28 protein-coding genes are annotated in these 26,585 nt (G+C 68.0%); 12 read left to right on the top strand and 16 right to left on the bottom strand.

All coding sequences use genetic code 11. The annotated features are described in order from the left end of the window. Window positions 1-15: 15 nt before the first annotated feature. From EJO71_RS28680 to EJO71_RS28655, 6 genes are all read right to left on the bottom strand, one after another. Window positions 16-1,614, bottom strand: a complete 1,599-nt coding sequence (locus EJO71_RS28680) for a glucan biosynthesis protein D (RefSeq protein WP_125952055.1) — start codon at window positions 1,612-1,614, stop codon at window positions 16-18. Window positions 1,615-1,814: 200 nt separating this feature from the next. Further along, complete coding sequence (locus EJO71_RS28675; RefSeq protein WP_125952054.1) at window positions 1,815-2,660, bottom strand: class I SAM-dependent methyltransferase; 846 nt, start codon at window positions 2,658-2,660, stop codon at window positions 1,815-1,817. Window positions 2,661-2,715: 55 nt separating this feature from the next. Further along, window positions 2,716-3,093 (bottom strand): gamma-glutamylcyclotransferase family protein, encoded by a 378-nt coding sequence (locus tag EJO71_RS28670; protein ID WP_125952053.1) that lies wholly within the window; start codon window positions 3,091-3,093, stop codon window positions 2,716-2,718. Window positions 3,094-3,104: 11 nt separating this feature from the next. Continuing rightward, window positions 3,105-3,830: a M24 family metallopeptidase gene (locus tag EJO71_RS28665; RefSeq protein ID WP_125952052.1), complete on the bottom strand. Its 726-nt coding sequence runs from the start codon at window positions 3,828-3,830 to the stop codon at window positions 3,105-3,107. Further along, window positions 3,817-4,725, bottom strand: coding sequence for a nitroreductase (locus EJO71_RS28660; protein WP_125952051.1), 909 nt, complete (start codon window positions 4,723-4,725; stop codon window positions 3,817-3,819). The genes EJO71_RS28665 and EJO71_RS28660 overlap by 14 nt, the downstream gene beginning before the upstream one ends. Window positions 4,726-4,818: 93 nt before the next feature. Further along, window positions 4,819-6,699 (bottom strand): sigma-54-dependent Fis family transcriptional regulator, encoded by a 1,881-nt coding sequence (locus tag EJO71_RS28655; protein WP_125952050.1) that lies wholly within the window; start codon window positions 6,697-6,699, stop codon window positions 4,819-4,821. A gap of 225 nt (window positions 6,700-6,924) precedes the next feature. On the opposite strand from EJO71_RS28655, the gene adh reads away from it, so the two are divergent. The 3 genes from adh to EJO71_RS28640 all read left to right on the top strand — a co-directional run bounded on the left by adh (window position 6,925) and on the right by EJO71_RS28640 (window position 9,102). Then, a complete protein-coding gene (gene adh, locus EJO71_RS28650) occupies window positions 6,925-8,445 on the top strand; it encodes an aldehyde dehydrogenase (RefSeq protein WP_125952049.1) in 1,521 nt (506 codons plus the stop codon). Further along, window positions 8,445-8,822 carry a DUF779 domain-containing protein gene (locus EJO71_RS28645; RefSeq protein WP_125952048.1) on the top strand — a complete coding sequence of 126 codons (378 nt, stop codon included), beginning with the start codon at window positions 8,445-8,447 and terminating at the stop codon, window positions 8,820-8,822. The genes adh and EJO71_RS28645 overlap by 1 nt, the downstream gene beginning before the upstream one ends. Window positions 8,823-8,892: 70 nt before the next feature. Next, on the top strand, window positions 8,893-9,102 hold the full coding sequence (locus EJO71_RS28640; protein WP_093306619.1) for a molybdopterin-binding protein: 210 nt from the start codon (window positions 8,893-8,895) through the stop codon (window positions 9,100-9,102). A gap of 21 nt (window positions 9,103-9,123) precedes the next feature. Here the strand turns inward: EJO71_RS28640 and EJO71_RS28635 are convergent, their stop codons facing one another. Beyond that, a complete protein-coding gene (locus EJO71_RS28635; protein ID WP_125952047.1) occupies window positions 9,124-10,044 on the bottom strand; it encodes a LysR substrate-binding domain-containing protein in 921 nt (306 codons plus the stop codon). A 130-nt stretch (window positions 10,045-10,174) separates the two neighbouring features. Here EJO71_RS28635 and EJO71_RS28630 point away from each other — a divergent pair, with 130 nt between their 5' ends. From EJO71_RS28630 to EJO71_RS28615, 4 genes are read left to right on the top strand one after another with little or no spacing between them, the layout of a single operon-like run. Beyond that, entirely contained in the window at window positions 10,175-11,350 is a 1,176-nt protein-coding gene (locus EJO71_RS28630) for a CoA transferase (protein ID WP_125952046.1), read from the top strand. Then, complete coding sequence (locus tag EJO71_RS28625; RefSeq protein ID WP_125952045.1) at window positions 11,347-12,330, top strand: hydroxymethylglutaryl-CoA lyase; 984 nt, start codon at window positions 11,347-11,349, stop codon at window positions 12,328-12,330. Before EJO71_RS28630 ends, EJO71_RS28625 begins: the two co-directional genes overlap by 4 nt. After that, the gene (locus EJO71_RS28620; protein ID WP_125952044.1) at window positions 12,327-12,707 is read left to right on the top strand and encodes a VOC family protein; all 381 of its coding nucleotides are present in this window, start codon (window positions 12,327-12,329) and stop codon (window positions 12,705-12,707) included. Before EJO71_RS28625 ends, EJO71_RS28620 begins: the two co-directional genes overlap by 4 nt. 51 nt (window positions 12,708-12,758) lie before the next feature. Then, window positions 12,759-13,724, top strand: a complete 966-nt coding sequence (locus EJO71_RS28615; protein WP_125952043.1) for a tripartite tricarboxylate transporter substrate binding protein — start codon at window positions 12,759-12,761, stop codon at window positions 13,722-13,724. A gap of 16 nt (window positions 13,725-13,740) precedes the next feature. Here EJO71_RS28615 and EJO71_RS28610 read toward each other — a convergent pair whose 3' ends face one another. Further along, a complete protein-coding gene (locus tag EJO71_RS28610) occupies window positions 13,741-14,211 on the bottom strand; it encodes an ASCH domain-containing protein (RefSeq protein WP_125952042.1) in 471 nt (156 codons plus the stop codon). Between the two features lie 55 nt (window positions 14,212-14,266). Then, window positions 14,267-14,413, bottom strand: a complete 147-nt coding sequence (locus EJO71_RS34475) for a hypothetical protein (RefSeq protein ID WP_164546923.1) — start codon at window positions 14,411-14,413, stop codon at window positions 14,267-14,269. A gap of 212 nt (window positions 14,414-14,625) precedes the next feature. Here EJO71_RS34475 and EJO71_RS28605 point away from each other — a divergent pair, with 212 nt between their 5' ends. Next, entirely contained in the window at window positions 14,626-15,117 is a 492-nt protein-coding gene (locus EJO71_RS28605; RefSeq protein WP_206169060.1) for a GNAT family N-acetyltransferase, read from the top strand. Here the strand turns inward: EJO71_RS28605 and EJO71_RS28600 are convergent. Further along, complete coding sequence (locus EJO71_RS28600) at window positions 15,114-15,680, bottom strand: LuxR C-terminal-related transcriptional regulator (protein WP_125952041.1); 567 nt, start codon at window positions 15,678-15,680, stop codon at window positions 15,114-15,116. The two genes, EJO71_RS28605 and EJO71_RS28600, sit on opposite strands and share 4 nt — an antisense overlap. Before the next feature lie 108 nt (window positions 15,681-15,788). Here EJO71_RS28600 and EJO71_RS28595 point away from each other — a divergent pair, with 108 nt between their 5' ends. The 3 genes from EJO71_RS28595 (at window position 15,789) to EJO71_RS28585 (ending at window position 18,698) form a co-directional block, all read left to right on the top strand. Next, window positions 15,789-16,589 (top strand): CoA transferase subunit A, encoded by an 801-nt coding sequence (locus tag EJO71_RS28595; RefSeq protein WP_125952040.1) that lies wholly within the window; start codon window positions 15,789-15,791, stop codon window positions 16,587-16,589. Window position 16,590: 1 nt separating this feature from the next. Then, entirely contained in the window at window positions 16,591-17,229 is a 639-nt protein-coding gene (locus EJO71_RS28590; RefSeq protein ID WP_125952039.1) for a 3-oxoacid CoA-transferase subunit B, read from the top strand. Between the two features lie 86 nt (window positions 17,230-17,315). Beyond that, window positions 17,316-18,698 (top strand): CoA transferase, encoded by a 1,383-nt coding sequence (locus tag EJO71_RS28585; protein WP_125952038.1) that lies wholly within the window; start codon window positions 17,316-17,318, stop codon window positions 18,696-18,698. Here the strand turns inward: EJO71_RS28585 and EJO71_RS28580 are convergent. The 5 genes from EJO71_RS28580 to EJO71_RS28560 all read right to left on the bottom strand — a co-directional run bounded on the left by EJO71_RS28580 (window position 18,695) and on the right by EJO71_RS28560 (window position 24,405). Next, window positions 18,695-19,864, bottom strand: coding sequence for a pyridoxal phosphate-dependent aminotransferase (locus EJO71_RS28580; protein ID WP_125952037.1), 1,170 nt, complete (start codon window positions 19,862-19,864; stop codon window positions 18,695-18,697). The genes EJO71_RS28585 and EJO71_RS28580 overlap by 4 nt on opposite strands. An 82-nt stretch (window positions 19,865-19,946) precedes the next feature. Continuing rightward, on the bottom strand, window positions 19,947-21,128 hold the full coding sequence (locus EJO71_RS28575; protein ID WP_125952036.1) for an enolase C-terminal domain-like protein: 1,182 nt from the start codon (window positions 21,126-21,128) through the stop codon (window positions 19,947-19,949). Window positions 21,129-21,151: 23 nt separating this feature from the next. Next, window positions 21,152-22,141, bottom strand: coding sequence for a tripartite tricarboxylate transporter substrate binding protein (locus EJO71_RS28570; protein ID WP_125952035.1), 990 nt, complete (start codon window positions 22,139-22,141; stop codon window positions 21,152-21,154). A 55-nt stretch (window positions 22,142-22,196) separates the two neighbouring features. After that, window positions 22,197-23,474, bottom strand: a complete 1,278-nt coding sequence (locus EJO71_RS28565; RefSeq protein ID WP_125952034.1) for an aminotransferase class V-fold PLP-dependent enzyme — start codon at window positions 23,472-23,474, stop codon at window positions 22,197-22,199. Window positions 23,475-23,478: 4 nt separating this feature from the next. Further along, on the bottom strand, window positions 23,479-24,405 hold the full coding sequence (locus EJO71_RS28560; protein ID WP_125952033.1) for a dihydrodipicolinate synthase family protein: 927 nt from the start codon (window positions 24,403-24,405) through the stop codon (window positions 23,479-23,481). A 178-nt stretch (window positions 24,406-24,583) separates the two neighbouring features. Here EJO71_RS28560 and EJO71_RS28555 point away from each other — a divergent pair, with 178 nt between their 5' ends. Continuing rightward, on the top strand, window positions 24,584-25,567 hold the full coding sequence (locus EJO71_RS28555; RefSeq protein WP_125952032.1) for a LysR substrate-binding domain-containing protein: 984 nt from the start codon (window positions 24,584-24,586) through the stop codon (window positions 25,565-25,567). A 24-nt stretch (window positions 25,568-25,591) separates the two neighbouring features. On the opposite strand, the gene EJO71_RS28550 is transcribed toward EJO71_RS28555, so the two are convergent. Continuing rightward, window positions 25,592-26,497 (bottom strand): LysR family transcriptional regulator, encoded by a 906-nt coding sequence (locus tag EJO71_RS28550; protein WP_125952031.1) that lies wholly within the window; start codon window positions 26,495-26,497, stop codon window positions 25,592-25,594. Window positions 26,498-26,585: the final 88 nt, after the last annotated feature.

Below are 26,585 nucleotides of genomic sequence, written 5' to 3'. Positions count from 1 at the left end.
TTCGATTCGACAAGCTCACCCTGGCTGGTACTGGTACAGCCAGGTCTCGGTGAGCGTCCGGTCGCCGTTCTTCAGGTAGAGCCGCATGTCGATCGGCTCGTTGCCTTCGGGCGTGAAGTCGAACTGCGCACGCCAGTGGCCAGGCACGCCGTTGGGCACGGCCTCGGCGAAGACGTACGAGAACTTGCCCCGTGCCGCCGTCAGCACCACCTCGGGCTTCACGCCGAAGGGCACGGTCGTCAGCGGCTGGCCGATGAACTCCACCATGAACTTGCGTACGCCCTGCGGACGCGGCTGGCCCGGCTGGCCGCCGCGCCCGATGCGCGTGGCGATGCACTGCGCGAGCGGTGAGGGAAAGGGTTCCTGGTCGGTCCAGTGCAGCCGGTATTGCAGGCTGTAGCTGGCCCCGGCCTTCGCATCGGCCTTGGGCACCCAGAAGGCGACGATGTTGTCGTGGATCTCGTCGTCGGTCGGAATCTCGATGAGCTGCACCGAGCCCTCGCCCCAGTCGCCCAGCGGCTCGATCCACAGGCTCGGGCGCTTCTCGTAGTTCACGCCGTCCTGGTAATGGTCGAAGGCGCGGTCGCGCTGCAGCAGGCCGAAGCCGCGCGGCTTCGTGTCGGCGAAGGCAGAGGCGCGCGTCTGCGTCGGGTTGTTGAGCGGGCGCCAGATGCGCTCGCCCGCGCCGTTCCAGATGGCAAGCCCGTCGGAGTCGTGCACTTCGGGGCGCCAGTCGATGGCTGTGGGCTTGATGGTTTCCGAATACCAGTACATCGACGTGAGCGGCACCAGCCCCAGGCGCGCCACGTCGCGGCGCAGGAACATGCGCGCGTCGATGTCCATGATGACGGCCTTGGTGCGCTGCATGACGAACTTGAACACGCCTGTCACGCTCGGCCCTTCGAGCAGCGCGTAGACCGTCATCGAGGTAGTGTTGCCTGCCGCCGGCGTCTCGAAGTAGAAGCGCGTGAAACTGGGGAACTCCTCGGGCTTGTCGGGCACCGCCACGTCGAGCGCGATGCCGCGCGCCGACAGGCCGTACTGGTAGAGCTCGCCGATGGCGCGGAAGTACGAGGCGCCGAGGAAGGCGACCCAGTCGTTCTTCTGCCAGTCGAGCTTGCCCTGGTCGCCCAGGCGGCTTTCCTGAAGGCGGAAACCCGCGAAGCCCGCGCCCGGCGGCAGCGAGCGCGCGGGGCTGTCGGGCGGCATCGAGAAGTAGGAGGGGTTGTAGAGCACCTCGCGCGAGAACGCGTCGCCGTCGGAGTTCTCGAGCACGTTCATGCGCACCGGCGTCTGGAAGAAGCGGCCGAGGTGGAAGAAGGTGACGGGGAACGCGCCGGGGCCGTCGCGGAAGAGGGCGTTGGCGGGGTCGAATCTGATCTTGCCGTGCGCGTCGTAGTCGATGCGGTCGAGTACTTCGGGCGCCAGCGGCGCGGCAGCGGCGTACGGCTTTGCGGCGAGAGACTTCGCTTCCGCGACCAGCGCGTCGAAGGAGAAGGGAGTGGGCTGGCTCAGTTGCAGGCCGTTGGCGGCAAGCGCCTCTTCGGGCAGTCCGAGAGCGGCGAGTGCGGCGGCGGCACCACCGGCGGCAAGGAAGGATCGGCGATCAAGCATGTGGTTCTTGAGGGTTGCGAATCTTCGGGAGAAGAGAGAAAGGGAAGAAGGGGGAAGCGGAAACGATAGAGCATTCTCCGCTCCGCGACCGGGAACATCCCCGAGCTTGACCCGGCCCGGTTCGGCGCGGCGTCAGCCAATCCGCGCGGCGCACGCCGGACAAAGCCGTCAATCCACACGATCGCCGGAAAATTGTGCGTTTATGTATCGGCGGCCCCGTCCGTCGCCTTCAGCGCGTAGAGCGCATACAGCGGCACGCCGAGAAACAGCATGACCATCGGCGCGAACAGCGTGTAGGGCAGGCCGATGCCCTCCAGCACGCGGTAGGTGCCGCTCAACTGCAGGCGCGGATGGGGCTGCGTCAGTTCGGCCGCGCGGCGGATGCCCCACTTGAACTCGGCGCCGGTCACTCGCACGGAAGGGTGCTGCTTGCCGCGTCCCACCGCGAGCCAGCACATGGCGTCGAAGGCCAGCACGGAGCCGGCGGGCGCTCGCTCGCCGAAGGTGGCGAGCACCGCCTGCACCTGCGCGGGCTCGAGGTACATCAGCACGCCCTCCGTGAACAGGAACACCGGCTGGGCATTGCGCTTGCGCGGCAGGCCCAGCTGCTCCCACCAGTTGGGAGACGTGAGGTCGAGTTCGCGCACGTCGTGGCGCTCGTTGGTCTCGGGGATCAGCTGGCGGCGCAGTTCGAGCACCTCGGGCAGGTCGGCATCGGTCATGCGCGACTTGTCGTCGTCCAGCCACTGGAAGTAGTGGCTCAGGCCGCAGCCCATGTTCACCACGCGCGCCCCGGGGTACAGCTTGAGGAAGTCCTGTGCCAGGCTGCGGAAGCGCCGCGTGCGCGAGAGGATGCTGTAGATGGTGGCCCGGTCTTCCGGCAGCGCATGGCCGTCGTCGCGGATCTGCTCGAGGATGCTCGCCGCGTACGCGTCGCGCACGGCCATCTGCGGGAACATCGCGTCGCCCGAGGCCCGCGCGGCCAGGGGAATCCGCAAGGTGGACGGGACTGCCGACAGCCGGCGTACGGATTTGCTGGTGGTCATGAATGCTGGAGCTGCGCCAGCACAAAGTCTGGCCGCTCCGGCACCCCGGGGCAAGTCAGTCTTTGGTTACGTCGCGCGGTGGATGGCGCGCATCGACATAGGCCCAGGCTCGCACGCCCGACGCCAGCACGACCCGGTCGCGGCGGTAGTCGTCGACTTCGTAGCCGTCGGCATGCACCAGCTCGGCGGGCGTGATGGCGAAGACCGCGCCGTCGACGCCGTCGCCTGGCGTGGCACTGGGCGAGACGATGGGGTGGTGGGTCTTGCCGCTGGTCGCGACCACGGCTGCGTCCCGGATGGCGAGCTGTTCGAGCCGGTAGCCCGGCAGGCGATCGGCGTGGCCGTCGAGCAGGCGACCGAAGGTGGCGATCTGCACGGCGGGCAACTGCAGCGTGCCATAAGAGAAAAGTTGCTCGGTGGCTTCGTCTTTCATGGGTTCCCTGTTCAGCCCGCTACGAGTTCGGCGGCAGCGGCCGCGCCATTGTCGGGCTGGGCGTCGTCCTCCATCAGCAGGTCTTCGTAGAAGGCGCCGAAGGGGCGGGTGGGATGCGCGATCTGGATCTCCAGGATCCAGATGCCGGTCGTCGGGCAGAGGCCGAAGTCGCCCAGCCTGCCGGCCTGGTAGATCGCATGCGGAAAGTCGCAGACGCGGTGGCCTTTGATGTCGAGGTTGAGGCGCCAGCCGATGGCTTCGGCGCGCTGGGCCGCCCAGGCGTAGAGCGCCTGGCCGCTGAGCCGGTCGGCGCGCCAGCGGTCGGCCACCTCGTGCCACAGCGTGCGCGCGGCCTCGGCGCAGGCTTGCATCTGCGGATCGTCGCCGGTCACGAAGGTGTCGCCGGCATCGCCCTCGTGGCCTTCCCAGACGGGGCCGATGTCGACGAAGAAGATGTCCTGTTCGCCGAGCACGCGCGCGGGGTCGGACTGTTCCCTGAAGGTCTTGAGCGTGTCCTCGCCGAAGCGGATGACGATGGGGTGCCAGTTGCGCTCCATCTCCAGCTTCTGCAGCGTGGCCATCGCCAGGTCGTGTGCCTGCGAGTGCGTCATGCCGGGGCGCATGCCCGAGGCGATGCGGCGCACCGCGAGCTGCGAGAGCGCCCGCGCGGTCTGCATCGATTTCAGGGAGAACTTGGCTCCGGTGGCCTCGGTGCGTCCGGCTTCAGGTCTTGTCATTGGCAATGTCCAGGTTGAGGTTCAAGGATTCGGAAGGCTGCCGCGTGGGCTGGTCCAGGGATGCGGGCGGCGGTATCCAGGCGGACCACACCTGGCCCGGCAGCACATGGCTGCGCGGCGGCGGGGCCTCGACCACGCTGCCCAGGCTCACGAAGCCGGCGAGGAATTCGTCGGGGCCGATGCCCAGCTCGGCGCCCAGCACCGGGTCGAAGCAGCGTTCGCCGCTGAGCACGATGGCGCCGAAGCCGAGCTGGTGCGCGGCGTTGAGCAGGTTGCCCAGGGCCGCGCCCGCCGACAGCCATTGCTCGCGAGCCGGCACCTTGCTGCGGGGACGCGGAACCACGACGAAGGCCAGCAGCACCGGCGGCCGCGTCGCGTGCTCGCGCGCCTTGCGCAGGTCGGCGGGCGAAGCCAGCGGATCGCGCCGGCGCTTTTCCGCCTCGAAGCGGTCGGCCAGCGCTGCGCGCTGCGCCTCGCGGAACTCCACCACGCGCCAGGGATGCAGCCCGCCATGGTCGGGTGCACGCAGCGCGGCCTGCAGGATCAGGTCGATGTGCTCGGGTCTTGGCCCCGGGGCGCGCAGGCGCTTGGGGGAGACGGAGCGGCGCTCAAGCAGCGGGGCGAGGGCGCTTTCCTCGCGGGAAGTCTGGAGGTCATGGTGCAGGGCCTCGCTGTGTTGCAGGAAGCTGCGCGCCCACTCCAGTACCAGTTCGCCCTGCGGCGTGAAGCCCTCGAAAACGGCGCCGGGTTTGACCAGCGGGTGTCCGTACTCCTGCTCCAGCGCGCGGATCGCGTCGAGCAGTTCGGGTTGCGATACCCGGCTGGCCTGGGCGGCGCGGCCGAAATGCTGTGCCTCGCCCAATGCGACGAGGCAGCGGAGTTGCGGAATGACCATGAAGTGGGTTTTCGGGCGGGTGTTCGGATGGTGCTTCGCTGTATTTTAGAAAACATAATGAAATGCCGCCCGGGCCGGCCTGTTGCCCCTTGTTCAGTGCCCGGCAGGCTTGTCGCGCTGGCGTGCGAGATGGCGGTAGATGGTGCTGCGATGGACGCCCAGCCTGCGTGCGGCCTTCGCCACGTCGTGGTCGCTGGCCTTCAGTGCCTCGTCGATTGCGTGGCGCGTGATGGCGACCAAGGGCTCGGCTTGCGGTGTGGCGTACGGAGGAGCCTGTTCGGGCTGCGGGGGCTGGCTGCCCAGCAGGTGCGCAGGCAACCCGGCAGCCGTCACGGAGTCGCCCGCATCGGCCAGGGCCACGACTGAGCGCAGCGTGCTGCGCAACTCTCGTACATTGCCCGGCCAGCGCCAGGCCGCCAGTGCCTCGAGCGCATCGCTCTCCAGCCGCAGGTGTTTTGCCGCGCCGCCTGCCTCCAGGAACAGCCGCGAGATCAGCGCACGCCGATCGTCGCGCAGCCTCAACGGCGGCAGCGCGACGGTGAAACCGGCCACCCGGTACATCAGGTCGGCGCGAAAACGTCCGGCCTCCACCAGCGATGGCAGGTGGCCGTGCGTGGCGCAGACCAGGTCGAAGTCGACGGCCACGCCCTGGCCACCACCCAGCGGCGTGACCACGCGTTCCTCGAGCACGCGCAGCAGGCGCGTCTGCAGGGCCAGCGGTATCTCCGCGATCTCGTCGAGGAACAGCACGCCGCCGTGAGCCTCGCGGATGCGGCCGGCCATGCCCTTGCGCTTCGCGCCGGTGAAGGCTCCCTGCTCGTAGCCGAACAGCTCCGATTCGATCAGCGTCTCGGGCAGCGAAGCGCAATCCACCGCGACGAAGGGGCCTGCGCTGCGTCGGCTCGCGGCATGCAGCCGGCGCGAGAACACCTCCTTGCCGCTGCCGGTTTCACCGTTGACCAGCACGGGCACGCCTTCGTTCAGCACGCGCACCGCCTTGTGCAGCAGCGGTTGTATGTCGTCGGTCTCGGCAGCGCCCTGGGTCGGCACGCTGCGCCTCTGGGCCGGGCGAGTGGTGCCCGGCGTGTTCGAACGCTCCATCACCGTCGCGATCTGCCGTCCGCCCGGCAGCGTCAGCAGGCCGCGCCGGTGTTCCATGCGCGGCCAGTTCGCGCCCAGGAAGGCCTCGGCGTCCAGGTCGAGCAGGCTCTCCCAGGAGTGGCCGAAGAGTTCGAGCGCAACGCGGTTGGCGGCGACGATGCGCCCGCCCTCGATCACCATCAGCCCCTCGCGCGCGGTGCCGATGAGTGCCGGCCGCGAATGGAAGCGAAGCACGTGGCCGCCGGCCTCGGCCAGCAGCATGCGGTGCTCGACCTGCTGGGCCGCCATGCGCACCAGCCCCAGCGCATGCGTGTTCACGCGCACCGTCTCGCCCGAGATGTCGAGCGCGCCGGCCAGTTCGCCGCGACCGGTGAAGATGGGCGCCGCCGCGCAGCCGAGCGCGCCGTTCTGGGCCAGGTAGTGCTCGCCGCCGAGCACCATCAGCGCTTCGCGTTCCGCCAGTGCCGTGCCGATCGCATTGGTGCCCCGGTTGTGCTCCGACCATTCCACACCCGGCTGCAGCGCGATGCGCTGGGCCTTGGGCAGGAAGTCGGCGCTGCCGATTTCCTCGAGGATCAGTCCGCTGGCGTCCGAAAGAATCACCACGCAGCCGTTGCCGATCGCATGTTCGGCCAGGCCGTCGAGTTCGGGTTGCGCGCAGTTCAGCAGGCGCATGGCCTGCTCGCGCCGTTCGCTGAGCAGGGCCAGTGCCATCGGCTCGGGGTCGATGGCGTGATGGTCGACCGGCCTGCTGCGCTGCCACGAGCGCGAGATGTGCGGCGCGATCCACGGCGTAGGGTCGCGGCCCTGCCCGAAGAACAGCTCCCGGGCCTGAGCCACTGCGATCGACGGCAACTGCGCTTCAGCACTCATGCGTGTCTCCGATGGGTTTTCGCCTTGTGCGACATCCTAGTCGCTATGTTCGCGCGGACATGTCGCAGATTGCGAATGAAAACCCGCTGCCCCACGCGGTTGCGCGCGATTGCCGGGCGGAAGTTCTCAGGGAATGTCCCGATCCGGCCGGGTACGTGGCTTGCGGTTGTCCGTGCGGGCCGCCGCATGTCGCGGCGCCACCACCCTGCACATGGAGACAAAGTCATGGACATGCTCGAACCGGGCAAATTCGGTACCGCGGTGCCGTTCAAGAAGCGCTACGGCAACTACATCGGCGGCGAATGGGTCGCGCCGGTGGACAACCAGTATTTCGAGAACATCACGCCCGTCACCGGCAAGGTCTTCTGCGAGGTGCCGCGCTCCACGGCGGCCGACATCGACCGCGCGCTGGACGCCGCCCACAAGGCCAAGGCGGCCTGGGGCCGCACCTCGGCCACCGAGCGAGCCAACATCCTGAACAGGATCGCCGACCGCATCCAGGAGAACCTGCCCATGCTGGCCGCCGCCGAGACCTGGGACAACGGCAAGCCGATCCGCGAGACCATGGCGGCCGACCTGCCGCTGGCCGCCGACCATTTCCGCTATTTCGCCTCGTGCATCCGCGCGCAGGAGGGCGGCATCAGCGAGATCGACCACGAAACCTTCGCGTACCACTTCCACGAGCCCATCGGCGTGGTTGGGCAGATCATTCCGTGGAACTTCCCGATCCTGATGGCGGTCTGGAAGCTGGCGCCCGCGCTGGCGGCCGGCAACTGCGTGGTGATCAAGCCGGCCGAGCAGACGCCGGTGTCGATTCTTGTGCTGATGGAGCTGATCGGCGACCTGCTGCCTCCGGGCGTGGTGAACGTGGTCAACGGCTTCGGCGTGGAGGCGGGCAAGCCGCTGGCGTCGAGCAACCGCATCGGCAAGATCGCCTTCACCGGCGAAACCACCACCGGCCGGCTGATCTCGCAGTACGCGAGCCAGAACCTGATTCCGGTCACTCTGGAGCTGGGCGGCAAGTCGCCCAACATCTTCTTCGCCGACGTGATGGACAAGGACGACGCCTTCTTCGACAAGGCGCTGGAGGGCTTCGCCATGTTCGCGCTGAACCAGGGCGAGGTGTGCACCTGCCCGTCGCGCGCGCTGATCCAGGAGTCGATCTACGACCGCTTCATGGAGCGCGCGCTGAAGCGCGTGGCCGCCATCAAGCAGGGCAGCCCGCTCGACGTGGAGACGATGATCGGCGCACAGGCCTCCAGCGAGCAGCTGGAAAAGATCCTGTCGTACCTCGACATCGGCAAGCAGGAGGGCGCCAAGGTGCTGATCGGCGGCGAGCGCCACCAACTCGAAGGCGATCTTGCCGGCGGCTACTACGTGAAGCCGACCGTGTTCAGGGGCAACAACAAAATGCGCATCTTCCAGGAGGAGATCTTCGGCCCCGTGGTGTCGGTCACCACCTTCAAGGACGAGGAAGAAGCGCTGGCCATCGCCAACGACACCCTCTACGGCCTGGGCGCCGGCGTGTGGAGCCGCGACATGAACCGCGCCTTCCGCATGGGCCGCGGCATCCAGGCCGGTCGCGTGTGGACCAACTGCTACCACCACTACCCGGCGCATGCGGCCTTCGGCGGCTACAAGCAGTCGGGCATCGGGCGCGAGAACCACAAGATGATGCTCGACCACTACCAGCAGACCAAGAACCTGCTGGTGAGCTACAGCGAGAACAAGCTGGGCTTTTTCTGATGACGGGCGATGTCCTGCGCGTCACCGCGACCGATGCCGCGCTCGCGTTGATCGACAGGCTCGCCGCAAAGCACGGCCCGCTGACGTTCCATCAGTCGGGCGGCTGCTGCGACGGCAGCGCGCCCATGTGCTACGCCCTGGGCGAGTTCATCGTGGGCGACTACGACCGGCTGCTGGGGCACATCGGCGGCATGCCGTTCTATATCAGCGGGCCGCAGTTCGAGTACTGGCAGCACACGCAGCTGATCATCGACGTGGTGCCGGGGCGCGGCGGCATGTTTTCGCTGGAGGGGCCGGAAGGCTTGCGCTTCCTGACGCGCTCGCGGCTCTTCACCGACGAGGAGTGGGCGGTGCTGGAGGCGGAGGAGGCGAAGTAGAGCGGAAGGGCGGAAGGGCGGTGGGCCGATAGACTGGGGTGCTTTTTATTCAGACTCCAAGGAGCATCCCATGAAGATCAGCGCACGCAACGTCCTTTCCGGCAAGGTCATCTCCATCGTCCGCGGCCCCGTCACCACCGAAGTCACGCTGGAGATCGCTCCCGGCGTGCAGATCGTCTCGACCATCACCAGCAACTCGGCCGATTCGCTGAAGCTGGCCGAAGGCGCGAATGCGTATGCGGTGATCAAGGCTTCGAGCGTGATGGTCGGCACCGATTGAGCCTCGGGCCGGATCGCGACTTCATGGCACGACCGGGTGCAGAAGCTGCCGAACCAGCAGCTGCGCTGCGGGAGAGAGATCGGCCCCCGTCTTTGTCGCCATCAGCAACCGCCGCGTGGCCCACGCATCCTTGAGCCGCACGACCTTCAGGTCGAGTGCCGCCACCTGCGCCTTGCACGCCGCCAGCGGCACCACCCCGATGCCGAGGTTGGCCGCGATCATGTGGCACATCGCGTCGAAGCTGCGCACCTGCACGCGCAGCCGCATCGGAACGCCGGCCTGCTCGGCCGCGCGCGAAGTCAACTCCAGCAGCGAGCTGCTGCGGTTCAGGCCGACGAATTCGTGCGCGAGGCAGGCCTTGAAGTCGGTCTGCTTCACGCGGCTGCGTGCCAGCGGATGTTGCTTCGCGCACAGCACGACGAGCTCGTCCGTCTGGAACGGCGCGACGTCGAGGCCATAGGCGGGCGTGTTCTCCGCGAACACGCCGACATCGGCGAGCCCGTCGACGAGCGCGCGCACGATGTCGCCGCTCAGTTGTTCCTCGACTTCGACGCGGATGTCGGGATGCTGCGAGAGAAAGGTGGCGAGCGTGTTGGGCAGAAACTCCGTGAGCGCCGACATGTTGGCCCACAGGCGCACATGGCCGCGCACGCCGCTCGAATAGTCGTTGAGCTCGTTGCTGAACTGCTCGAAGCCCTGGAAGAGCCGCATCGCATGCTGCATCGCCACATGGCCCGCCGGCGTGAGCGCGATGCCCTGTGAGCTGCGCTCGAGCAGCTTCGATCCTGTTGCAGCCTCGAAGTCCGAAAGCCTCCGGCTCGCGGCCGACAACGCGAGGTGGCACGCCTCCGCGCCCTTGGTGATGCTCCCGGACTGGGCCACGGCGCAGAACAGGCGCAGGGTCACGAAGTCGACGCGCGCGGGGTTGATGGGGCTGGGCATCGGCGGATTCTAGAGAAGCAGATACCGGTCCTTCGCGTTTTGCGAAGAGGTGCTGCCATCACGGCAATTCCGCGCAACGCGATCCGTTCCTAGAGTCGGGGTCAACCCAACGAAGGAGACGGACGCGGACATGAATGCACTCGAAGGCCTGAAGGTGCTGGAGCTCGGCCAGCTCATCGCCGGCCCCTTTGCCGGCAAGACACTGGCGGAGTTCGGCGCCGACGTCATCAAGGTCGAGCCGGCCGGCGTCGGCGATCCGCTGCGCAAGTGGCGGCTGCTGCGCGACAACGGCACCTCGGCGTGGTGGGAAGTGCAGTCGCGCAACAAGCGCTCGGTGTGCCTGGATCTGCGCAGCACCGAGGGGCAGGAGGCCGTGCGGGCACTGGCGCTCGAAGCCGACGTGCTGATCGAGAACTTCAAGCCGGGCACGCTGGAAGGCTGGGGCCTCGGCTGGGAGCGGCTGCACGCGCTGAACCCGCGGCTCATCATGCTGCGCATCTCGGGTTACGGGCAGACCGGGCCGTATCGGGACAAGCCCGGCTTCGGCGTGCTCGGCGAATCGATGGGCGGGCTGCGCTACCTGAGCGGCGAGCCTGGCCGGGTGCCGGTGCGCGTGGGGGTATCGCTGGGCGACACGCTGGCGGCGCTGCATGGCGTGATCGGCGTGCTGACGGCGCTGCACCACCGCACGGCGCATGGCGGAGAGGGGCAGTTCATCGACGTTGCGCTGTACGAGTCGGTGTTCAACGTGATGGAAAGCCTGCTGCCCGAGTACGACGCCTTCGGCGCGGTGCGCGAGCGCGCCGGCAGCGCGCTGCCCGGCATCGCGCCGACCAACGCCTATCGCTGCGCGGACGATCACTACGTGCTGGTGGCGGGCAACGGCGACAGCATCTTCCGCCGGCTGATGCGCACCATCGGCAGGGGAGACCTGGAGAACGACGCCGGACTCGTGCACAACGACGGCCGCGTGCTGCGCGTCGAGGAGATCGATGCCGCCATCGAGGCATGGACGCTGCAGCGCAGCCGCGACGAGGTGCTGGCCGCGCTCGACGCGGCTGGCGTGCCGGTCGGACGCATCTACACCGTGGCCGACATCGCGAGCGACCCGCAGTATCTGGCACGCGAAATGATCGTGGAGGCGACTGCATCCGATGGTTCGACGCTCAAGGTGCCGGGCGTGGTGCCCAAGCTCAGCGCCACGCCGGGCCGCATTGCGCACCCTGCGCCGCGCCTGGGCGAGCACGACGCCGATCTGCACGGCGCCGGCTGGCCCGCACGCCGCTCGGAGGAGGTCCCGGCATGAAGACGGGCAACGGCACGCGGCTGTTTCTCAACGAGGTCGCCACCCGCGACGGCTTCCAGATGGAAAGCCGCTTCATTCCCACCGACGACAAGATCGCGCTGATCGACCGGCTGAGCAGGCTGGGCTACGCGAAGATCGAAGTCACCTCCTTCACTTCGGCGAAGGCGATCCCGGCCCTGCGCGACGGCGAGGAGGTGATGCAGCGCATCGCCCGGCGACCCGGCGTCGTCTATACCGCACTGGTTCCCAATGTGCGCGGGGCAGAGCGCGCGCTGGAAAGCCGCATCGACGAATTCAACATCGTCATGTCGGTGAGCGAGACGCACAACCTTGCCAATCTGCGCATGACGCGCGAGCAGTCGTTCGCGCAGCTTACGGATGTCATTGCGCTGGCGAAGCAGGCCGGCGTGCCAATCAACGTGTCGCTGTCGTGCGTATTCGGTTGTCCGATGGAGGGCGAAGTGCCACCGGCAGTCGTACAAGGCTGGATCGACCGCTTCGCAGCGCTGGAAGTGCAGGGCGTGACGCTGTGCGACACGACTGGCATGGCCTTTCCCACGCAGGTGCAGGCGCTTTGCGAGGCCGTGCTCGCGAGGCATCCGGCAATGGGCTGGACGGCGCATTTCCACAACACGCGCGGCATGGGTCTCGCGAACGCCGTTGCCGCCGTGGAGGCCGGCATCCGCCGGCTGGACATGTCGCTCGGCGGCATCGGCGGCTGCCCCTACGCGCCGGGCGCGACCGGCAACGTGGCGACCGAGGACGTGGCCCACATGCTGCAGTGCATGGGCTACGACACGGGCATGGACCTGGACGGCCTGATCGCCGCCGCGGCGGAGCTCGAAGCGCTCGTTCAGCACGGGCTGTCGGGCCAGGTCTCTCGCGCGGGGCACAGGCTGACGCGGCATGCGCCACCAGCGGATTTCAACGACATCGTCAGCCGTGCCCGGGAACGCAGGCAGAAGGAGCCTCAACCATGATCGACCACCTGGACCATCTCGTGCTTACCACCGCGCATGAGGAAGCCTGCATCCGCTTCTACGTCGACGTGATGGGCATGTCGCTGGAGAGCTTCGGCGCCGGCCGCAAGGCCTTCCGCTTCGGCAACCAGAAGATCAACCTTCATGTGAAGGGCCACGAGTTCGAGCCCAAGGCGCAGTTGCCGACGCCCGGTTCGCTGGACCTGTGCTTCATCGCCAGCGTGCCGCTCGAGGCGGTCATCGCGCGGCTCGGTGAGAAGGGCGTGCCGATCCTCGAAGGGCCGGTGATGCGCACGGGCGCCACCTCGCGCATCCGCTCGGTCTACCTGCGAGACCCCGACCTGAACCTGATCGAGATATCGGAGCTCGCGCCCTGAGGGCGCGGCGCCGAAGACTGCAAGCAAATACAAAACCACCGGAGACAAACCATGAAACCCATTCGCCGCCTTTTCGCGGCCGGCCTCGTGCTGGCTGTTTCGGCCGCTGCAGCCGATACCTGGCCCTCGAAACCGATCACCATGATCGTGCCCACCGCGCCGGCCGGCTCCACCGACATCATGGCTCGCCTTGTCGGCGATCCGTTGCAGCGCGCACTGGGCCAGCCTGTCGTGGTCGACAACAAGCCCGGCGCCAGCGGCAACATCGGCACCGAGTTCGTGGCACGCGCGGCGCCCGACGGCTACACGCTGCTGATGCAGTACTCGGGCTATCACGTCGGCAATCCTTCTCTCTACCCGAACATCAAGTGGAGTCCCACGAAGGACTTCGTGCCGGTGGCGATGGTGATGCGTGCGCCGCACGTCGTCGCGGTGAGCGGCAAGCTGCCGGTGAAGTCGATGCAGGAGCTCATCGAATACGGAAGGAAGAAGCAGGGCGGCCTGTTCTATGCCTCTTCGGGCAACGGCTCGATCCAGCACATCGCGGGCGAGTTGCTGTCGCGGCAGTCGAAGCAGGCGATGACGCATGTGCCCTACAAGGGCTCTGGGCCGGCGATCAACGACCTGATCTCCGGCAACGTCGACATGTTCATCACCACGCCGCCCTCGGTCATCGGCCACTTTGCGGGCGGGCGCATCAAGCCGCTGGCGTACACGGGCAGCAAGCGGCATCCGTCGATGCCCGATGTGCCGACTTCGGCAGAGGCGGGGCTACCGGGCTACGAGGTCGAGTCGTGGTTCGCGGTGTTCGCGCCGGCGAAGACGCCGCCGGAAGTCGTTGCCAGGCTCGGCGCGGAGCTGAAGAAGATCGTGGAGAGCGAGGCTTTCCGCAAGAAGGTGGATGAGCAGGGCGCCTTCGCGACCTACATGGACTCGCCGACGCTCGCGAAATTCGTCGACCAGGAGCTGGCGACGTGGTCGAAGGTGATCAAGTCGGCGGACATCAAGCCCGATTGATCGATACGACGGCCAATCAGCCTTCCTGGTAGACGACCTCGAAGGTCTCGCACAGCACCGGCATGCGCATGTCGGGCTTCCTGCCGATGCGTTCGCATTCGCCGCTGAAGTATTGCCAGTGGCCCTCGCGCCAGTAGCGCAGCGAGCCGTCGCCTTCGGCCTCGACGGCCGCGAAGTCTTCGCCGACTTCGTCGAAGGGCATGACCATCACGCTGCGTGTCTCGATCACGCACAGCGGCCTGCCGTGCCAGTCGGTCACCACGCTGAGGTCCCCGGGCTTGGGGCGCGGCCTGCCGGTCGATTCGAAGGACCATTCGAGGCTTGCGGTGCCGTGCTTGCGTCCATCCAGAACCAGCCTTGCCAGTTCGGTCGCTCCGGCCTCGTTGTCGTCGAAGTGAAAGGCCTCGCAGAAGCGGGCGGATACGTCGGCGCCTATGGCTGCCTGGAATCGCTCCCAGAAGGGGAGCAGGTGCGATGGAATAGTCATGTCGGGGCCCTTGTGGCGGGCCCCAAGCCTGCCACAAGGGCCCCGACACCGGCGGCTACAGCTTGACGTTGATGATCGACAGGATGATCGCCGAGAGCGTCAGCGCGACAGGCAGCTTCTGCACGGCGAGTGCATGGGCCCTTGCGACCGAAACCTGCGTTTGCAGCAGGAGGCTCTTTTCGGAATGGATGCGTGTGGACATTTCAGACTCCTTGTTGACTGCGGGCTCTGTGCCCTGCATGGCTGCAACGATAGGCCTGCGAGAGCGCAACGGAGCGGGCGTTTCGACGACACGGCGTTTCTGTTTTCGCAACGATCAAGCGGTGAGTGGCAGGAACTTCCTGCGCGCTTTTTCGATCCGGCGCCTTCGTGCCACGCCAGAATGCGGCGCCTGCAACTGGGAAAAACGAAGAGATGAAGAGCAAGTCACCCGTGGTCCGACCGCAGATGCGCCGTGCCGCCCCCGAAGACCCGACGCCTTGGGCGCTGCTGCTTGCGGCCGATGGCCCGCGCGCCGAGATTCGCAAGTACCTGTCGCGTGGTGAGCTGTGGCTCGCGGAGGCCGCCGGTCAGGTCGTAGGCCAGATGGTGCTGCTCGAAACCCGCGTCGGCACCTGGGAGATCATGAACATCGGCGTGAGCGACGAGCTGCGCGGTCGTGGCGTCGGCACCGCACTGCTGCGCAAGGCGAGTGCGCTTGCGGCCGAGCGCGGAGCGAACCGGCTTGAGGTCGGCACCGGCAACAGCAGCCTGCGCGAATTGGCCTTCTACCAGCGCTTCGGCTTCCGCATCGTCGGCGTGGACACCGATTTCTTCGTGCGCCGCGCCAACGGCGGCAGGCTGCAGAAGCAGAACGGCATCGTGCTGCGCGACATGGTGCGCATGCGGATCGAGTTCGAAAGCTAGCCCGCGATCAGCTTCTGCACCAGCTCCGCCGTGGTCGCTGCCGCGTATTTGCGCATCAGCCGCGCCCGGTGCAGCTCGACCGTGCGGTGGCTGATGCCCAGCGCCTTGCCGATCTCCTTCGAGGTCAGACCGCGCATCACCTGCGCCGCCACCTCGCGTTCGCGAGGCGTGAGCTCGGCCTTCACGGCGCGGCGCGAGCCCAGGTCCTCGAAGGTCCAGATGCCGGCTTCGTGGGGGGCGTCGCGGTTGAGCGCGTGGCCGGTGACGTGGCACCAGAAGGTCTCGTCGGCGATGGCGCCGTGCAGCCCGCCAAGCCGCTTCATCATTCGGTTGTCTGCGTAGTGCCCGCTGGCGTTCAGAAAAGGCTCCATGCGCTTGCCGATGCGCTCGAACTCGGCCACGCTGGGGTAGAGGATGCTGAACGAATGCCCGACCAGCGCGGAGGGCGTTGCGCCGAAGATCTCGCAAACGCGCACGTTGCACGCCACGATGGTGCGGTTGCTCGACACCACCATGCCGACGGGCGCGTGTTCAAACGCCAGCCGGTAATCGATCTCGGGCATCGGGGGTCTCCATTACGAAATACTACGTATGCGAGTAGGTAGTATCGTTCAGGGGTTTCCCACCCCTTTCCCTCCCACTCTCATTCATCCATCCAGCAAGGAGCTCGAGTGAACAAGATTTATCCCACCGCGGACGCGGCACTCAAGGGGGTCGTCGCCGACGGGCAACTGCTCGCGGTCGGCGGCTTCGGCCTCTGCGGCATTCCTGAAGCGCTGATCGACGCGCTGAAGGATTCCGGCGCGCAGAACCTCACCGTCATCTCGAACAACGCGGGCGTCGACGGCTTCGGCCTCGGCAAGCTGCTGGAAACGCGCCAGATCAAGAAGATGATCGCGTCGTACGTCGGCGAGAACAAGGAGTTCGAGCGCCAGTACCTCGCGGGCGAACTGGCCCTCGAATTCACGCCGCAGGGCACGCTGGCCGAGAAGCTGCGCGCCGGCGGCGCGGGCATTCCGGCCTTCTTCACCAAGACCGGCGTGGGCACCCAGGTGGCCGAGGGCAAGGAGCTGCGCGAGTTCGACGGCGAGACCTACGTGATGGAGCGTTCGCTGGTGCCCGACGTGGCGCTGGTGAAGGCCGACGTGGCCGACAAGTCGGGCAACCTGCGCTTTCGCCTCACGGCGCGCAACTTCAATCCTGCCGCCGCCATGGCCGGCAAGATCTGCATCGTCGAAGTCGAGAAGATCGTCGAGGTGGGCGAGCTGGCCCCCGACGACATCCACCTGCCGGGCATCTACGTGCACCGCATCGTGCTCAACGCCAACCCCGAGAAGCGCATCGAGAAGCGCACCGTGAGCGCGTCGGTCGATGCCGTCGCCGCCAAGGTCGAGGCCCAGACCGCCATCGCCGCGGCCGCTGCCGGCAGCGAAGCGCCCGCCAAGGTCGTCAACAAGAAAGAAGGAGCCTGAGATGCCCTGGACCCAAGACCAGATGGCGGCCCGCGCCGCCCAAGAACTCGAAGACGGCTTCTACGTCAACCTCGGCATCGGCATTCCGACGCTGGTGGCCAACCACACCGGCGACAAGGAAGTGTGGCTGCAGAGCGAGAACGGCATGCTCGGCATCGGCCCGTTCCCGACCGAAGACCAGGTCGACGCCGACCTGATCAACGCCGGCAAGCAGACCGTGACCACGCTGCCCGGCTCCGCCATCTTCGGCAGCCATGACAGCTTCGCGATGATCCGCGGCGGCAAGATCAACCTGTCGATCCTGGGCGCGATGCAAGTCAGCACCAAGGGCGACCTCGCCAACTGGATGATCCCCGGCAAGATGGTCAAGGGCATGGGCGGCGCGATGGACCTCGTGGCCGGCGTGAAGCGCGTGATCGTGCTGATGGAGCACGTGGCAAAGAAAAAGGACGGCACCGAGGATCTGAAGATCCTCGAGAAGTGCACCCTGCCACTGACCGGCGTGGGCGTGGTCGACCGCATCATCACCGACCTGGCCGTAATGGACGTGGTGCCCGAGGGCCTGAAGGTGGTCGAATTGGCGCCGGGCGTGAGCTTCGACACGCTGCAGGCGAAGACGGGCGCGAAGCTGATCCAGTAACGACCGGCCGACGAGGCGCTCGACGCAACGACAACGAAGGCAGGGCCGCAAAAGCGGACCCTGCCTTTTTGCATTGGAGAACCGAAATGAACGCGAGCGAAGTTCTGGCCGGCATCTGGCGGCACGCGGGCCTGCCTGAAGAGGCCCTTTCCTTTGCGCGGCTCACGGGCGCCGAACCGGTGCTGCCGTCGTCCTTCGCGGTCGGCACCGCGGCGCAGAGCACCGTCGCCGCGGCTGCGCTGGCTGCTTGCGAACTGGGGCATCTGCGAGGCACCGGGCGCCAGCAGGTCGGTGTCGACATGCTCCATGCGGCGCTGGAGTGCACGGGCTGGTTCAGCCTCGACGGGCAGGTGCCGGATCCGTGGGATGCGTTCTCGGGGCTCTATCGTTGTGCCGACGGATGGGTTCGCGTGCACGCGAACTTCGCGCATCACCGGGACGGCGCACTGCGGTTGATGAGGCTCGACCCGGCCACCGCCACGCGCTCGGATGCCGAGGCTGCGATGGCCGGTTGGCGTGCCCACGACTTCGAGGACGCCGCTGCAGCCGCGGGGCTGGTCGCGACGGCACTGCGGCGTTTCGATGAATGGGATGCCACGCCGCAAGGCCAGGCCATCGCCGCGCAGCCTCTCTTCACCATCGAGCGCATCGGCGAGGACGCACCGCCGCTCGCGCTGCCGCCGTTGCGCGACGACCAGCGGCCCCTGTCGGGCCTGCGCGTGCTCGATCTCACGCGCGTGCTGGCGGGCCCGGTGGGCGGGCGGGCGCTCGCAGCCTATGGTGCCGACGTGATGCTAGTGAATTCGCCGAACCTGCCGAACATCAGCGCGATCGCCGACACCAGCAGGGGCAAGCTGTCGGTGCATGCCGACCTGCAGACCGAGGAGGGGCGAAGTGCGCTGCAGTGGCTTGTTGCCGACGCGCACGTGTTCGTGCAGGGCTACAGGCCGGGTGGGATCGCGGCGCGAGGCTTCGGGCCGGCGGAGCTGGCGCGGATGCGGCCGGGCATCGTGTGCGTGTCGCTCAGTGCCTACGGCACGCAGGGGCCGTGGGCAGGTCGCCGGGGCTTCGATTCCCTGGTGCAGACGGCGATGGGCTTCAACCACGCTGAAGGCGAGGCCGCTGGCGACGGCAAGCCGAAGCCGCTGCCCATGCAGATCCTCGACGAGGCCACCGGCTACCTGATCGCCTTCGGTGCCGCCGCCGCGCTCTGGCGGCAGCAGCAGCAAGGCGGAAGCTGGCATGTGCAGGTTTCGCTGGCGCAGACCGGGCAGTGGCTGCGCAGTCTAGGTCGTGTCCAAGGCGGGCTCTCGGCTGGCAGGCCCGAGCTGAAGCCGTATGTCGAAGTCTCGGACTCCGGATTCGGCAGGCTGGCTGCGCTGCGCCACAGCGCGCAGTTGCAGCGCACGCCCGTTGCATGGGTGCGGCCATCGATGCCGCCTGGAAGCGACCTGCCGGTATGGCCTTAGGCTCCCAGCGCTGCCCGCACTTTCTCGCCCAGCCCACGCAGCCGCTCCACCGGCTCGTTGGAAAACACGAAGCGCAGGTACTGGGCTCCATGCGTCTCGCCCCAGCCCTGCATCGCGGTGGCGCAGACGCGGTGGGACAGCAGGCGCTGCGACAACGTCTGCCCGTCGATGCCGAAGTCGCTCGTGCGCAGCAGCAGCGACCAGCCGCCGCCCGGCACGCCGACCGGCAGGCCCTTGAGTTCGTCGAGCACCGTGTCGCGCCGACGCTCGAGTTCGCCAACGTATGGCGCGAGCGTGTGCGCTGATTGTTCCAGCGCCGTAGCCACCGCATCCTGCGCGATGCCCACCGGCACCACGACATTGGCCAGCGACACGGCCACGAGGTCGGGCATGTAGCTCTCGGGCGCCACGGTCCAGCCCACGCGCCAGCCGATCATGCGCAGTTCCTTGGCCGATGAGCCCACGGTGATGGTGCGCTCGGCCATGCCGGGCAGGCCCGCGGGGTGGATGAGCTTGCGGCCATCGAAAAGCAGCCGTTCCATCGCGCTGTCGAGGATCAGCGTCAGGTCGTGCTGCACGCACAGCGCCGCGATGGCGCGCCAGTCTTCCTCGTCGAAGCAGCCGCCGGTGGGCATCGAGGGCGACATCAGCAGCATCGTGCGCACGCGCGGGCCGACGGCGGCCCGCAGCGCGGCGCGGTCGAGCTTCCATTCGCCGCCGGGCGTGAAGCTGAAGGGCACGTACTTCGGCGTGCCGCCCGCGAGCCGGATGCGATTGAGCAGGCCCGCGTAGGTCGGGTCGGTCACCAGCACCTCGTCGCCCACTTCGACGGTGGCGAGCAGCGCGTTGAGGATGCCCGAGAGCCCGCCCGCGGAGATCACGCAGTTGCGCGCGCCGCTGTATTCCACGCCCGACAGCGCCGATACATGGCGCGCCGCCACGTCGCGCAATCGCGACTGGCCGACGAAGGGCAGGTAGCTGTTGTCGGAGTCTTCCGAGGCGGCACGCACGGTGCGCGCGACGGCTTCGGGGTCGGGCGGGATGTCTACGTCGAGGTTCTCGAGCCGCAGGAAGGGCGGGCCGCTTGCGTCGTCGGCAATGGCGCCCATGCGGTCGACGCCGATGCCGGCGATGTGGGTCAGGCGAGCGGGGCGATGACGTGCCATCGTGGGAGTCTCCTTGCGCGTGTCCGAGGGTTATCCACGCATTCTGGAGCAGAAGGCCGGGCCGTCGCTCGACCCGAAGCGATCAGGTGCCCAGACTGGCGGAGAGTTCGCGGAAGATTCCGTACAGCGCGGGCTGCTCCTCGAACCCGATGCCCGGCGCTTCGGGCAGGGTCGCGAACCCATCGTGCACGCGGACCTCGCGGCTGAAGCCGCCGAAGGGGCCGAAGAGGCCTGGGTACGACTCCGCGCTCCCGAGGCCGAGGCCCGCGGTCGCATGCAGCGACATCATGTTGCCGCCATGCGGCACGACGTTCTCTCGCGCGACGCCATGCGCCAGTGCCACTTCCACGATGTGGTGCAGCTCGCGGATGCCGTAAGCTAGCGGCGGATCGGGCTGCAGCACGATGCGTCCACCGAAGCGGCCGTAGCGCAGGAAGTTGTCCGCCTCCTCGCGGGAGAACAGGTTCTCGCCGCCGGCCACGATGCCCGGATAGGCCTCGCTCACCGCGCGGTAAGTCTCGAAGTCGCCCGGATCGCAGGGCTCCTCGAGCCACCGCAGCCCGTAGGGTGTGATGGCACGGGCGAAGGCGAGTGCCTCTTGGCGTTCGAAGGCGCAGCTGGCATCGAGCGCGAGCCGCGAGCCCGACTTCACGAGCGCCAGCACCGACTCGATGCGGCGAAGCTCGTCGGTCATCGGAAGCCCGCCAGCCTTGATCTTGACTTCGGTGTAGCCGGCGTCGAGATGGCCGCGCACTTCGTCGCCGAGCCGGGCAAGGTCGTCGCGTTCGCGATAGAAGCCGCCGCCCGCGTAGCAGCGCACGGCGTGCGGCGCCTCCGTGCCTGGCGGCGCGAAGCGTTCGGCCAGCACTCGGTACAGCGGCAGTCCGCGCATTTTCCCGACGATGTCCCAGAGCGCGAGTTCCAGCGTGCCGACCGCCATGGAGCGCTCGGCATGCGCGCCGGCCTTCTCGCGCTTCAGCAGCAGGTCGACGGCATGGCCGGGTTCGACGATGCCGGTGGCGGGGTCGTTCAGTTCGTGCGGTGATGCCCGCAGCAGTCGCGGGATGAAGCGCTCGCGCAGGGGGCCGCCGCAGCCGTAGCGGCCGAAGGAGTTGAAGGCGTAGCCGACGACCCGGCGACCATCGCGGAACTGGTCGGTGGCGACGGCCACCACGCTGGCTGTGATCTCGCTGAAGTCCACGCGCGCGTTGCGCAGCGGCGAGGCGATGGGGACGGTGCGTTCCGCGATGCCGACGATTTTCATGGGGCGTGTGTATGAAAGGGGGCTCAGTCGACGATGGCGCCGGTGCTCTTCACGATCGGCCCCCACTTGTCGTGCTCGGCCTTGATGAAGGCACCGAACTGTTCAGGCGTGGCGTGCACGGGCGCGCTGCCGAGCCTCGCGATCTGCTCGCGCACCGCGGGCGTGTCGAGTGCCTTGCGTGCCGCTTCGTTGAGCTTGTCGACGATGGCGCGGGGCGTGCCTGCCGGCGCCAGCAGGCCATACCAGGCGAGCGCCTCGTAGCCGGGCACGCCGGCTTCTTCCAGCGTGGGCACCTCTGGCAGCAGGGGCGAGCGCTTCCTGCTCGTGACGGCCAGCGCGCGAAGCCGGCCCGTCGCGAGGTTCGGCATGGCCGACACCATGCTGTCGATCGCGAAGTCGATCTGCCCGCCCATCAGGTCGTTGGCCATCGGGGCCTGCCCCTTGTACGGCACGTGCGTGGCGGTGACGCCCGCGAGCGACCCGAGCAGCGCGGCCGAGAGATGCTGCGGCGTGCCGTTGCCCGACGAGCCGAAGCTGTACTTGCCGGGGTTCGCCTTCAGCATGGACAGAAAGGCCGCCGCGCTGCGCGCCGGGCTCGCTTCGTTGACCTCGAGGACCAGCGGCACCGCCGCGAGCTGCACGACCGGGGCCAGGTCCTTCAGCGGGTTGTAGGGCAGCTTCGGGTAGAGCCAGGGGCTGATGGCCAGCGGCCCGCTGGACGACAGCAGCAGTGTGTAGCCATCGGGCCTGGCCTTTGCCACGGCGTCGGTGCCGATGTTGCCGCCGGCGCCCACCCTGGCGTCGATCACCAAAGGCTGTCCGAGCGCTGCCTGCATGCGCGGCGCGACGATGCGCGCCAGCGCGTCGGAAGGGCCGCCTACCGGGTATTGGATGACGACGGTGATCGGCTTCGATGGGTAGGCCTGCGCGGAGGCCGGCGGGCTTGCGCTGGCGAACACGGCCGCGAGCAGCGTGCCTGCGAGGCGAAGGCCGGAAGAAAGGGTCTGGTGCATGGGTTGTCTCCTTTTGTATTTGTCGCGAATGGAATCGGCGCCGCGCGCCGCACGGTCATGTCATTGGCAGCGCGGCCGGCCGACGGCGGTCCGTGGTCTGGATCAACTGCCGGATGGCGTGCGCGAGGCGCGCGATCTCGTCGTCGTCGGTGAGGTAGTGCGGTGTCAGCCGCAGCACACCGGGCAGGCCGGCGGCATCCAGCGCCCAGCGGGCGTACTGCGTGCCGACGAAGGACGCATTGACGCCCGTGTCCCACAGGCTGCGCACGAACGCATCGCCGTCGCCGGCCGTGCGGGGGAGGGCGTAGGTCAGCATGGCGGTCGCGCCCGGATGCCCTGCCTCTAATGATTGCCAGCCGAAGTGCTCGTAGAGCGCATCGGCCACGCGCTGGCGCACCTGCATGTTCCGGCAGGCGATGCGCGCCGGATCCACGGCCATCGCGTATTCGCAGGCCGCGCCGAGCGACAGGCGAAGGCCGGGGTGGAAGCCGTGGCCCTCGAAGCGCCGGGCATCCGGCCACGGCCGCACGCGGTCGCCAGCCAGCCATTGCGCGCCGGCCACGTCGACGGTGTCGGGCTGCCCCAGCATGTCGAGCGCACGGTCGGACAGGCACAGCACGCCCACGCCCTTGGGGCCGCGCAGCCATTTGCGCGCGGGAAACACCAGCACGTCGCAACCGACGGCCTGCATGTCGACCGGCAATTGGCCCACGGCATGGCTGGCATCCAGGAAGAGGAGGCCGCCGCGCTCGTGCACGCGCCGCGCCACGTCGTGCACCGGTGTGACGACGCCCCATGCGGTGGGAACTGCCGTGAGCGACACCACGGGCAGGCAGCCCGTGTCGATGCGGCTCAGCGCTTCGTCCAGCCGCTGCAACAGCGGTACTGGCCCCGGCCTCGCGGAGACGACGGAGAAGTGCAGCCGCCTGCGCTGTGCGGCGGTCAGCAGATAGAGCGCGTTCGCGCCGTACTCGTCGTGCGTCGTGACGACATGTGCCTTGCGGTCACCGGACAGCGCCGCGCTCATTGCGGCGGCCCACGCCTGGCTGGCGGAGCAGAGGAAGGCGACCTGGTGGGGCTGCGCGTTGACGAGACGCGCGACGCTGTCTCGCGCCTCGTGCAGGGCGTCGACATGCCTTTCGGCGGCGCGCTGCGCGCCCAGCATGCGTTCGGCTTCCATCCATGCCTGCCACTCCGCGTAGACAGGCTCCGGCGGCAGGCTGGCCGAGCCATGAGCGAAGTGCGCGTGGCGGCCCCAGGCCGGCGTGTCGCGGCGCATGCGCGCCAGTTCGGCGTCGGTGAAGGGGGCCAGGGGGGATATGCGGGGGGCCATCGACTCAGTCGAGGTCGGTGATGGCGAACGACTGTTCCCGCAGGGCTTGCCCCAGGGCCTCTTGCTGGCCGGCGTCGAGCGCCTCGAGCGGCGGACGCACGCGCGTCCATTGCGGGTCGTTCGTGGCCATGGCGATGGCCGACTTCATGGCGGGAATCAGCGGATAGGCGGCGAACTTCGAGCGCACCGCGTTGAGTGCCGCCTGCCGCGCGGGCGCGTCTTCGTCCTGCCACGAGGAGAACAGCGCCACGATGGCCTTCGGGTTGACGTTGGCGGTCGCCGAGATGCAGCCGGCACCGCCGCGGCGCAAGGTGTCGAGCAGGATGGTCTCGGTGCCCGCGAAGACGTCGAAGCCCTCGCTGCCGAAAAGCTCGATGGTTCGCGCGGTGTAGGCCCAGTCGCCGCCGGTGTCCTTCATGCCGGCCACCACGCCCGGGTAGCGCCGCAGCAGGCGCTCGACCAGCGCATGCGAGAAGCCGACCTGCGCCACCGGGGGGATGTGATACAGGTAGACGCGCAGGCGCGGGTCGCCGACCCGCTCGATCACTTCGCTGAAGAAGGCGAAGAGACCGTCGTCGGTGATGCTCTTGTAATAGAACGGCGGCAGCGCGAGCACGCCGGCGCAGCCGCGGTCGACCGCCGCCCGGGTCAGGCGGACGGCGTCGACCAGCGAGCAGCTGCCCGTGCCCGGCAGCATGCGCGCGGCGGGCACGCCGGCGGAGATGGCCTGCTCCAGCAGGTCGATGCGCTCGCTCACGGCGAGCGAGTTGCCTTCGGAGTTGGTTCCGAACATGGCCAGGCCGCAGTCCTGCGCCACCAGCCATTGGCACAGGCGCACGAAGCGCGTGGCGTCGGGCTTCAGTCCGGCGTCGAAGGGTGTGAGAACCGGGGCGAGCACGCCGCGAAGGCGCTGGTCTGGAGAGGACGACATCTGCAACTCAGGGGTGGTTTGAACGTGCAGGAATTCTGTTGGGCGGGAGCCTTCCGCGTGTTGCCGGTTGCTCGCAGCGGTTTGCGGAATACGCAATGGATGGCGCCCGGAAGATGCCTTCGAAAAGGAAGGAGCGCGCTAGACTGCAGCGACCGCCATTTGTTGAGGAAATCGCAAAATGATCGACCTGGTCACCCTCAAGGACTTCCTCGTCCTGTGCCAGACCCGCAGCTTCAGCCGCGCGGCCGAGCGCTGCCATGTGTCGGTGTCCGGATTGAGCCGGCGCATCCAGAGCCTGGAGCAGTGGATCGGCGCGCCAGTGTTCGACCGGCGCACGGCGGCTCTGGAGCTCACGCAGGCGGGCCAGCGTCTGCAGGCCATCTCCTCGGAGGTCGTCTACGCTCTTGAGGGGCTGCGCAAGTCCATCAAGGTCGACGGTGAGGACAGGCAATTGCGCATCTGCTTCGCGGCGCCGCACATCATGTCGGCCGTGTTCTTTCCCGACTGGGTGCCGAGGCTGCACAACGACTTCAGGAGCGCCAAGTTCAGCGTGAACTCCGATAACCTGCCGGAATGCTTCGAGATGCTCGCGGACGGTACGGCGGACTACGTGGTCGCGCTGTTCGACGAGGCTGGCGCGGTGGCTGCCCGTTTGGGCGCGGCCTTCGATGCGGGCGACTGCCAGATGCTGCTGGAGTTGGGGTGCGAGCAGCTCGTGCCGGTGAGCGCGCCCAACGCGGCAGGCCGGCCGTTGTTCGACCTGCGGGATCGCGGCGCCGAGCCGGTTTCCTTCCTCGGCTACGCAGAGGAGTGCCACCTGGGCTGGTCGCTGGCGCCGATGCTGCAGCGCAGCGGCGCGCTGCGCCTGCAGCAGAACCACAGCGCCAGCCTGACGGACGGGCTGCGGTTCATGGCGCTGTCCAGCCTGGGCGTGGCGTGGCTGCCGCAAGCGCTGGTCCGGGATGATCTCGATGCGAAGCGCCTGGTGCGGGCGGGAGGCCGGGAGCTCGACGTGCCACTGCGCTTCACGCTCGTGCGCCGGCGCGCGCCGCTTGCCGCCCAGGCGGAACGGCTGTGGGGCTATCTGGGTGATCTTGCCGAAGCGGGCCGGCCGGCTCCGGTCGCCGTCGCGGGCGCGCTCGCCCTCGAAGCAGAAGCGTAGCGGCAGCTTGTTCGGACGGTGCCGTCAGCCCCGTCCTTCGGCGTCGAGCAGCAGCCGTTCGCGCTGTGCCTCGACGGTCTTGCGCAGGAACTCCCACGTCGCCTGCATCCGCACGAGATGCTTGGTCTCCGCCGGCATCGACATCCAGAAGGTGCGCGTGAAATTAGCCTGCCCCGGCAGCACGGGCTGCAGTGCGCTGTCGTTCTCCGCGATGAAGGCCGGCAGCACCGCGATGCCCGCGCCCGCCGCCACGGCGCTGTGCTGCGCGAGCACGCTGGTGCTGCGCAGCGCGAAGCTCTCGGGGCGGTGAAGTTCGTCCAGGTACTGCAGCTCCTTGCTGAAGAGCAGGTCGTCCACGTAGCTGATGAAGGTATGGCCGCGCAGGTCTTCTCGCGTGCTGATCGGCTTGTGCGTGGCCAGGTACTGCTTCGATGCATAGAGCCGCAGCGTGTAGTCGGTGAGCTTGGTGACGACCACCGGGCCGCGCGCGGGCCGTTCGAGCGAGATCACGATGTCGGCCTCGCGCCGCGACAGGTGAACGAGCCGCGGCATCGCGAGCAGGTCGATGGTGAGCCGGGGGTGTTGCACAGCGAACAGTGCGAGTTGCGGCGCCAGCATCACCGTTCCGAAGCCCTCGGTGGCACCGATGCGCACCAGCCCCGAAAGGCCTTCCTGTGAAGCGGGCGCCGTGCTCTCCACGGCCTGGAACGCGCTCTCCATCGCCTCGACCTGCGGCTGCAGCCGCCGGCCCGCTTCGGTGAGCCGGTGGCCGCCCGCCTCGCGCGAGAAAAGCGGGGCGCCGACTTCCTTTTCCAGGGCCTGGATGCGGCGTGCCACGGTGGTGTGATCGACCTCCAGCCGGCGCGCGGCGCTCATCAGCGTGCCCGAGCGGGCGAGCTCCAGGAAGTACCGCAGGTTGTCCCAGTCCATGTGCCTTCTTTTCCTCGATTCCAGGCTCTGCATTTTTGCAAAGCCGTCGCGCATATTTGTCTATTGTCATGGCAAATCTGCAAAGCTA

The sequence above is a fragment of the Variovorax sp. 679 genome, assembly GCF_003952185.1.
GTDB lineage: Bacteria > Pseudomonadota > Gammaproteobacteria > Burkholderiales > Burkholderiaceae_C > Variovorax.
The sequence above is the reverse complement of the archived record's forward strand: the minus strand, read 5'-3'. Positions and strand labels throughout refer to the sequence as shown.

Excerpts from the sequence above, each read along its gene's own strand:
- EJO71_RS28665 (WP_125952052.1), bottom strand. The coding sequence starts at position 3,830 with ATGACAAGACCTGAAGCCGGACGCACCGAGGCCACCGGAGCCAAGTTC.
- EJO71_RS28605 (WP_206169060.1), top strand. The coding sequence starts at position 14,626 with ATGAAGAGCAAGTCACCCGTGGTCCGACCGCAGATGCGCCGTGCCGCC.
- EJO71_RS28590 (WP_125952039.1), top strand. The coding sequence starts at position 16,591 with ATGCCCTGGACCCAAGACCAGATGGCGGCCCGCGCCGCCCAAGAACTC.
- EJO71_RS28680 (WP_125952055.1), bottom strand. The coding sequence starts at position 1,614 with ATGCTTGATCGCCGATCCTTCCTTGCCGCCGGTGGTGCCGCCGCCGCA.
- EJO71_RS28640 (WP_093306619.1), top strand. The coding sequence starts at position 8,893 with ATGAAGATCAGCGCACGCAACGTCCTTTCCGGCAAGGTCATCTCCATC.
- EJO71_RS28625 (WP_125952045.1), top strand. The coding sequence starts at position 11,347 with ATGAAGACGGGCAACGGCACGCGGCTGTTTCTCAACGAGGTCGCCACC.
- EJO71_RS28655 (WP_125952050.1), bottom strand. The coding sequence starts at position 6,699 with ATGAGTGCTGAAGCGCAGTTGCCGTCGATCGCAGTGGCTCAGGCCCGG.
- EJO71_RS28610 (WP_125952042.1), bottom strand. The coding sequence starts at position 14,211 with ATGACTATTCCATCGCACCTGCTCCCCTTCTGGGAGCGATTCCAGGCA.
- EJO71_RS28570 (WP_125952035.1), bottom strand. The coding sequence starts at position 22,141 with ATGCACCAGACCCTTTCTTCCGGCCTTCGCCTCGCAGGCACGCTGCTC.
- EJO71_RS28575 (WP_125952036.1), bottom strand. The coding sequence starts at position 21,128 with ATGAAAATCGTCGGCATCGCGGAACGCACCGTCCCCATCGCCTCGCCG.
- EJO71_RS28630 (WP_125952046.1), top strand. The coding sequence starts at position 10,175 with ATGAATGCACTCGAAGGCCTGAAGGTGCTGGAGCTCGGCCAGCTCATC.
- EJO71_RS28620 (WP_125952044.1), top strand. The coding sequence starts at position 12,327 with ATGATCGACCACCTGGACCATCTCGTGCTTACCACCGCGCATGAGGAA.
- EJO71_RS28635 (WP_125952047.1), bottom strand. The coding sequence starts at position 10,044 with ATGCCCAGCCCCATCAACCCCGCGCGCGTCGACTTCGTGACCCTGCGC.
- EJO71_RS28565 (WP_125952034.1), bottom strand. The coding sequence starts at position 23,474 with ATGGCCCCCCGCATATCCCCCCTGGCCCCCTTCACCGACGCCGAACTG.
- EJO71_RS28615 (WP_125952043.1), top strand. The coding sequence starts at position 12,759 with ATGAAACCCATTCGCCGCCTTTTCGCGGCCGGCCTCGTGCTGGCTGTT.
- EJO71_RS28555 (WP_125952032.1), top strand. The coding sequence starts at position 24,584 with ATGATCGACCTGGTCACCCTCAAGGACTTCCTCGTCCTGTGCCAGACC.
- EJO71_RS28645 (WP_125952048.1), top strand. The coding sequence starts at position 8,445 with ATGACGGGCGATGTCCTGCGCGTCACCGCGACCGATGCCGCGCTCGCG.
- adh (WP_125952049.1), top strand. The coding sequence starts at position 6,925 with ATGGACATGCTCGAACCGGGCAAATTCGGTACCGCGGTGCCGTTCAAG.
- EJO71_RS28670 (WP_125952053.1), bottom strand. The coding sequence starts at position 3,093 with ATGAAAGACGAAGCCACCGAGCAACTTTTCTCTTATGGCACGCTGCAG.
- EJO71_RS28560 (WP_125952033.1), bottom strand. The coding sequence starts at position 24,405 with ATGTCGTCCTCTCCAGACCAGCGCCTTCGCGGCGTGCTCGCCCCGGTT.
- EJO71_RS34475 (WP_164546923.1), bottom strand. The coding sequence starts at position 14,413 with ATGTCCACACGCATCCATTCCGAAAAGAGCCTCCTGCTGCAAACGCAG.
- EJO71_RS28660 (WP_125952051.1), bottom strand. The coding sequence starts at position 4,725 with ATGGTCATTCCGCAACTCCGCTGCCTCGTCGCATTGGGCGAGGCACAG.
- EJO71_RS28585 (WP_125952038.1), top strand. The coding sequence starts at position 17,316 with ATGAACGCGAGCGAAGTTCTGGCCGGCATCTGGCGGCACGCGGGCCTG.
- EJO71_RS28550 (WP_125952031.1), bottom strand. The coding sequence starts at position 26,497 with ATGGACTGGGACAACCTGCGGTACTTCCTGGAGCTCGCCCGCTCGGGC.
- EJO71_RS28600 (WP_125952041.1), bottom strand. The coding sequence starts at position 15,680 with ATGCCCGAGATCGATTACCGGCTGGCGTTTGAACACGCGCCCGTCGGC.
- EJO71_RS28675 (WP_125952054.1), bottom strand. The coding sequence starts at position 2,660 with ATGACCACCAGCAAATCCGTACGCCGGCTGTCGGCAGTCCCGTCCACC.
- EJO71_RS28580 (WP_125952037.1), bottom strand. The coding sequence starts at position 19,864 with ATGGCACGTCATCGCCCCGCTCGCCTGACCCACATCGCCGGCATCGGC.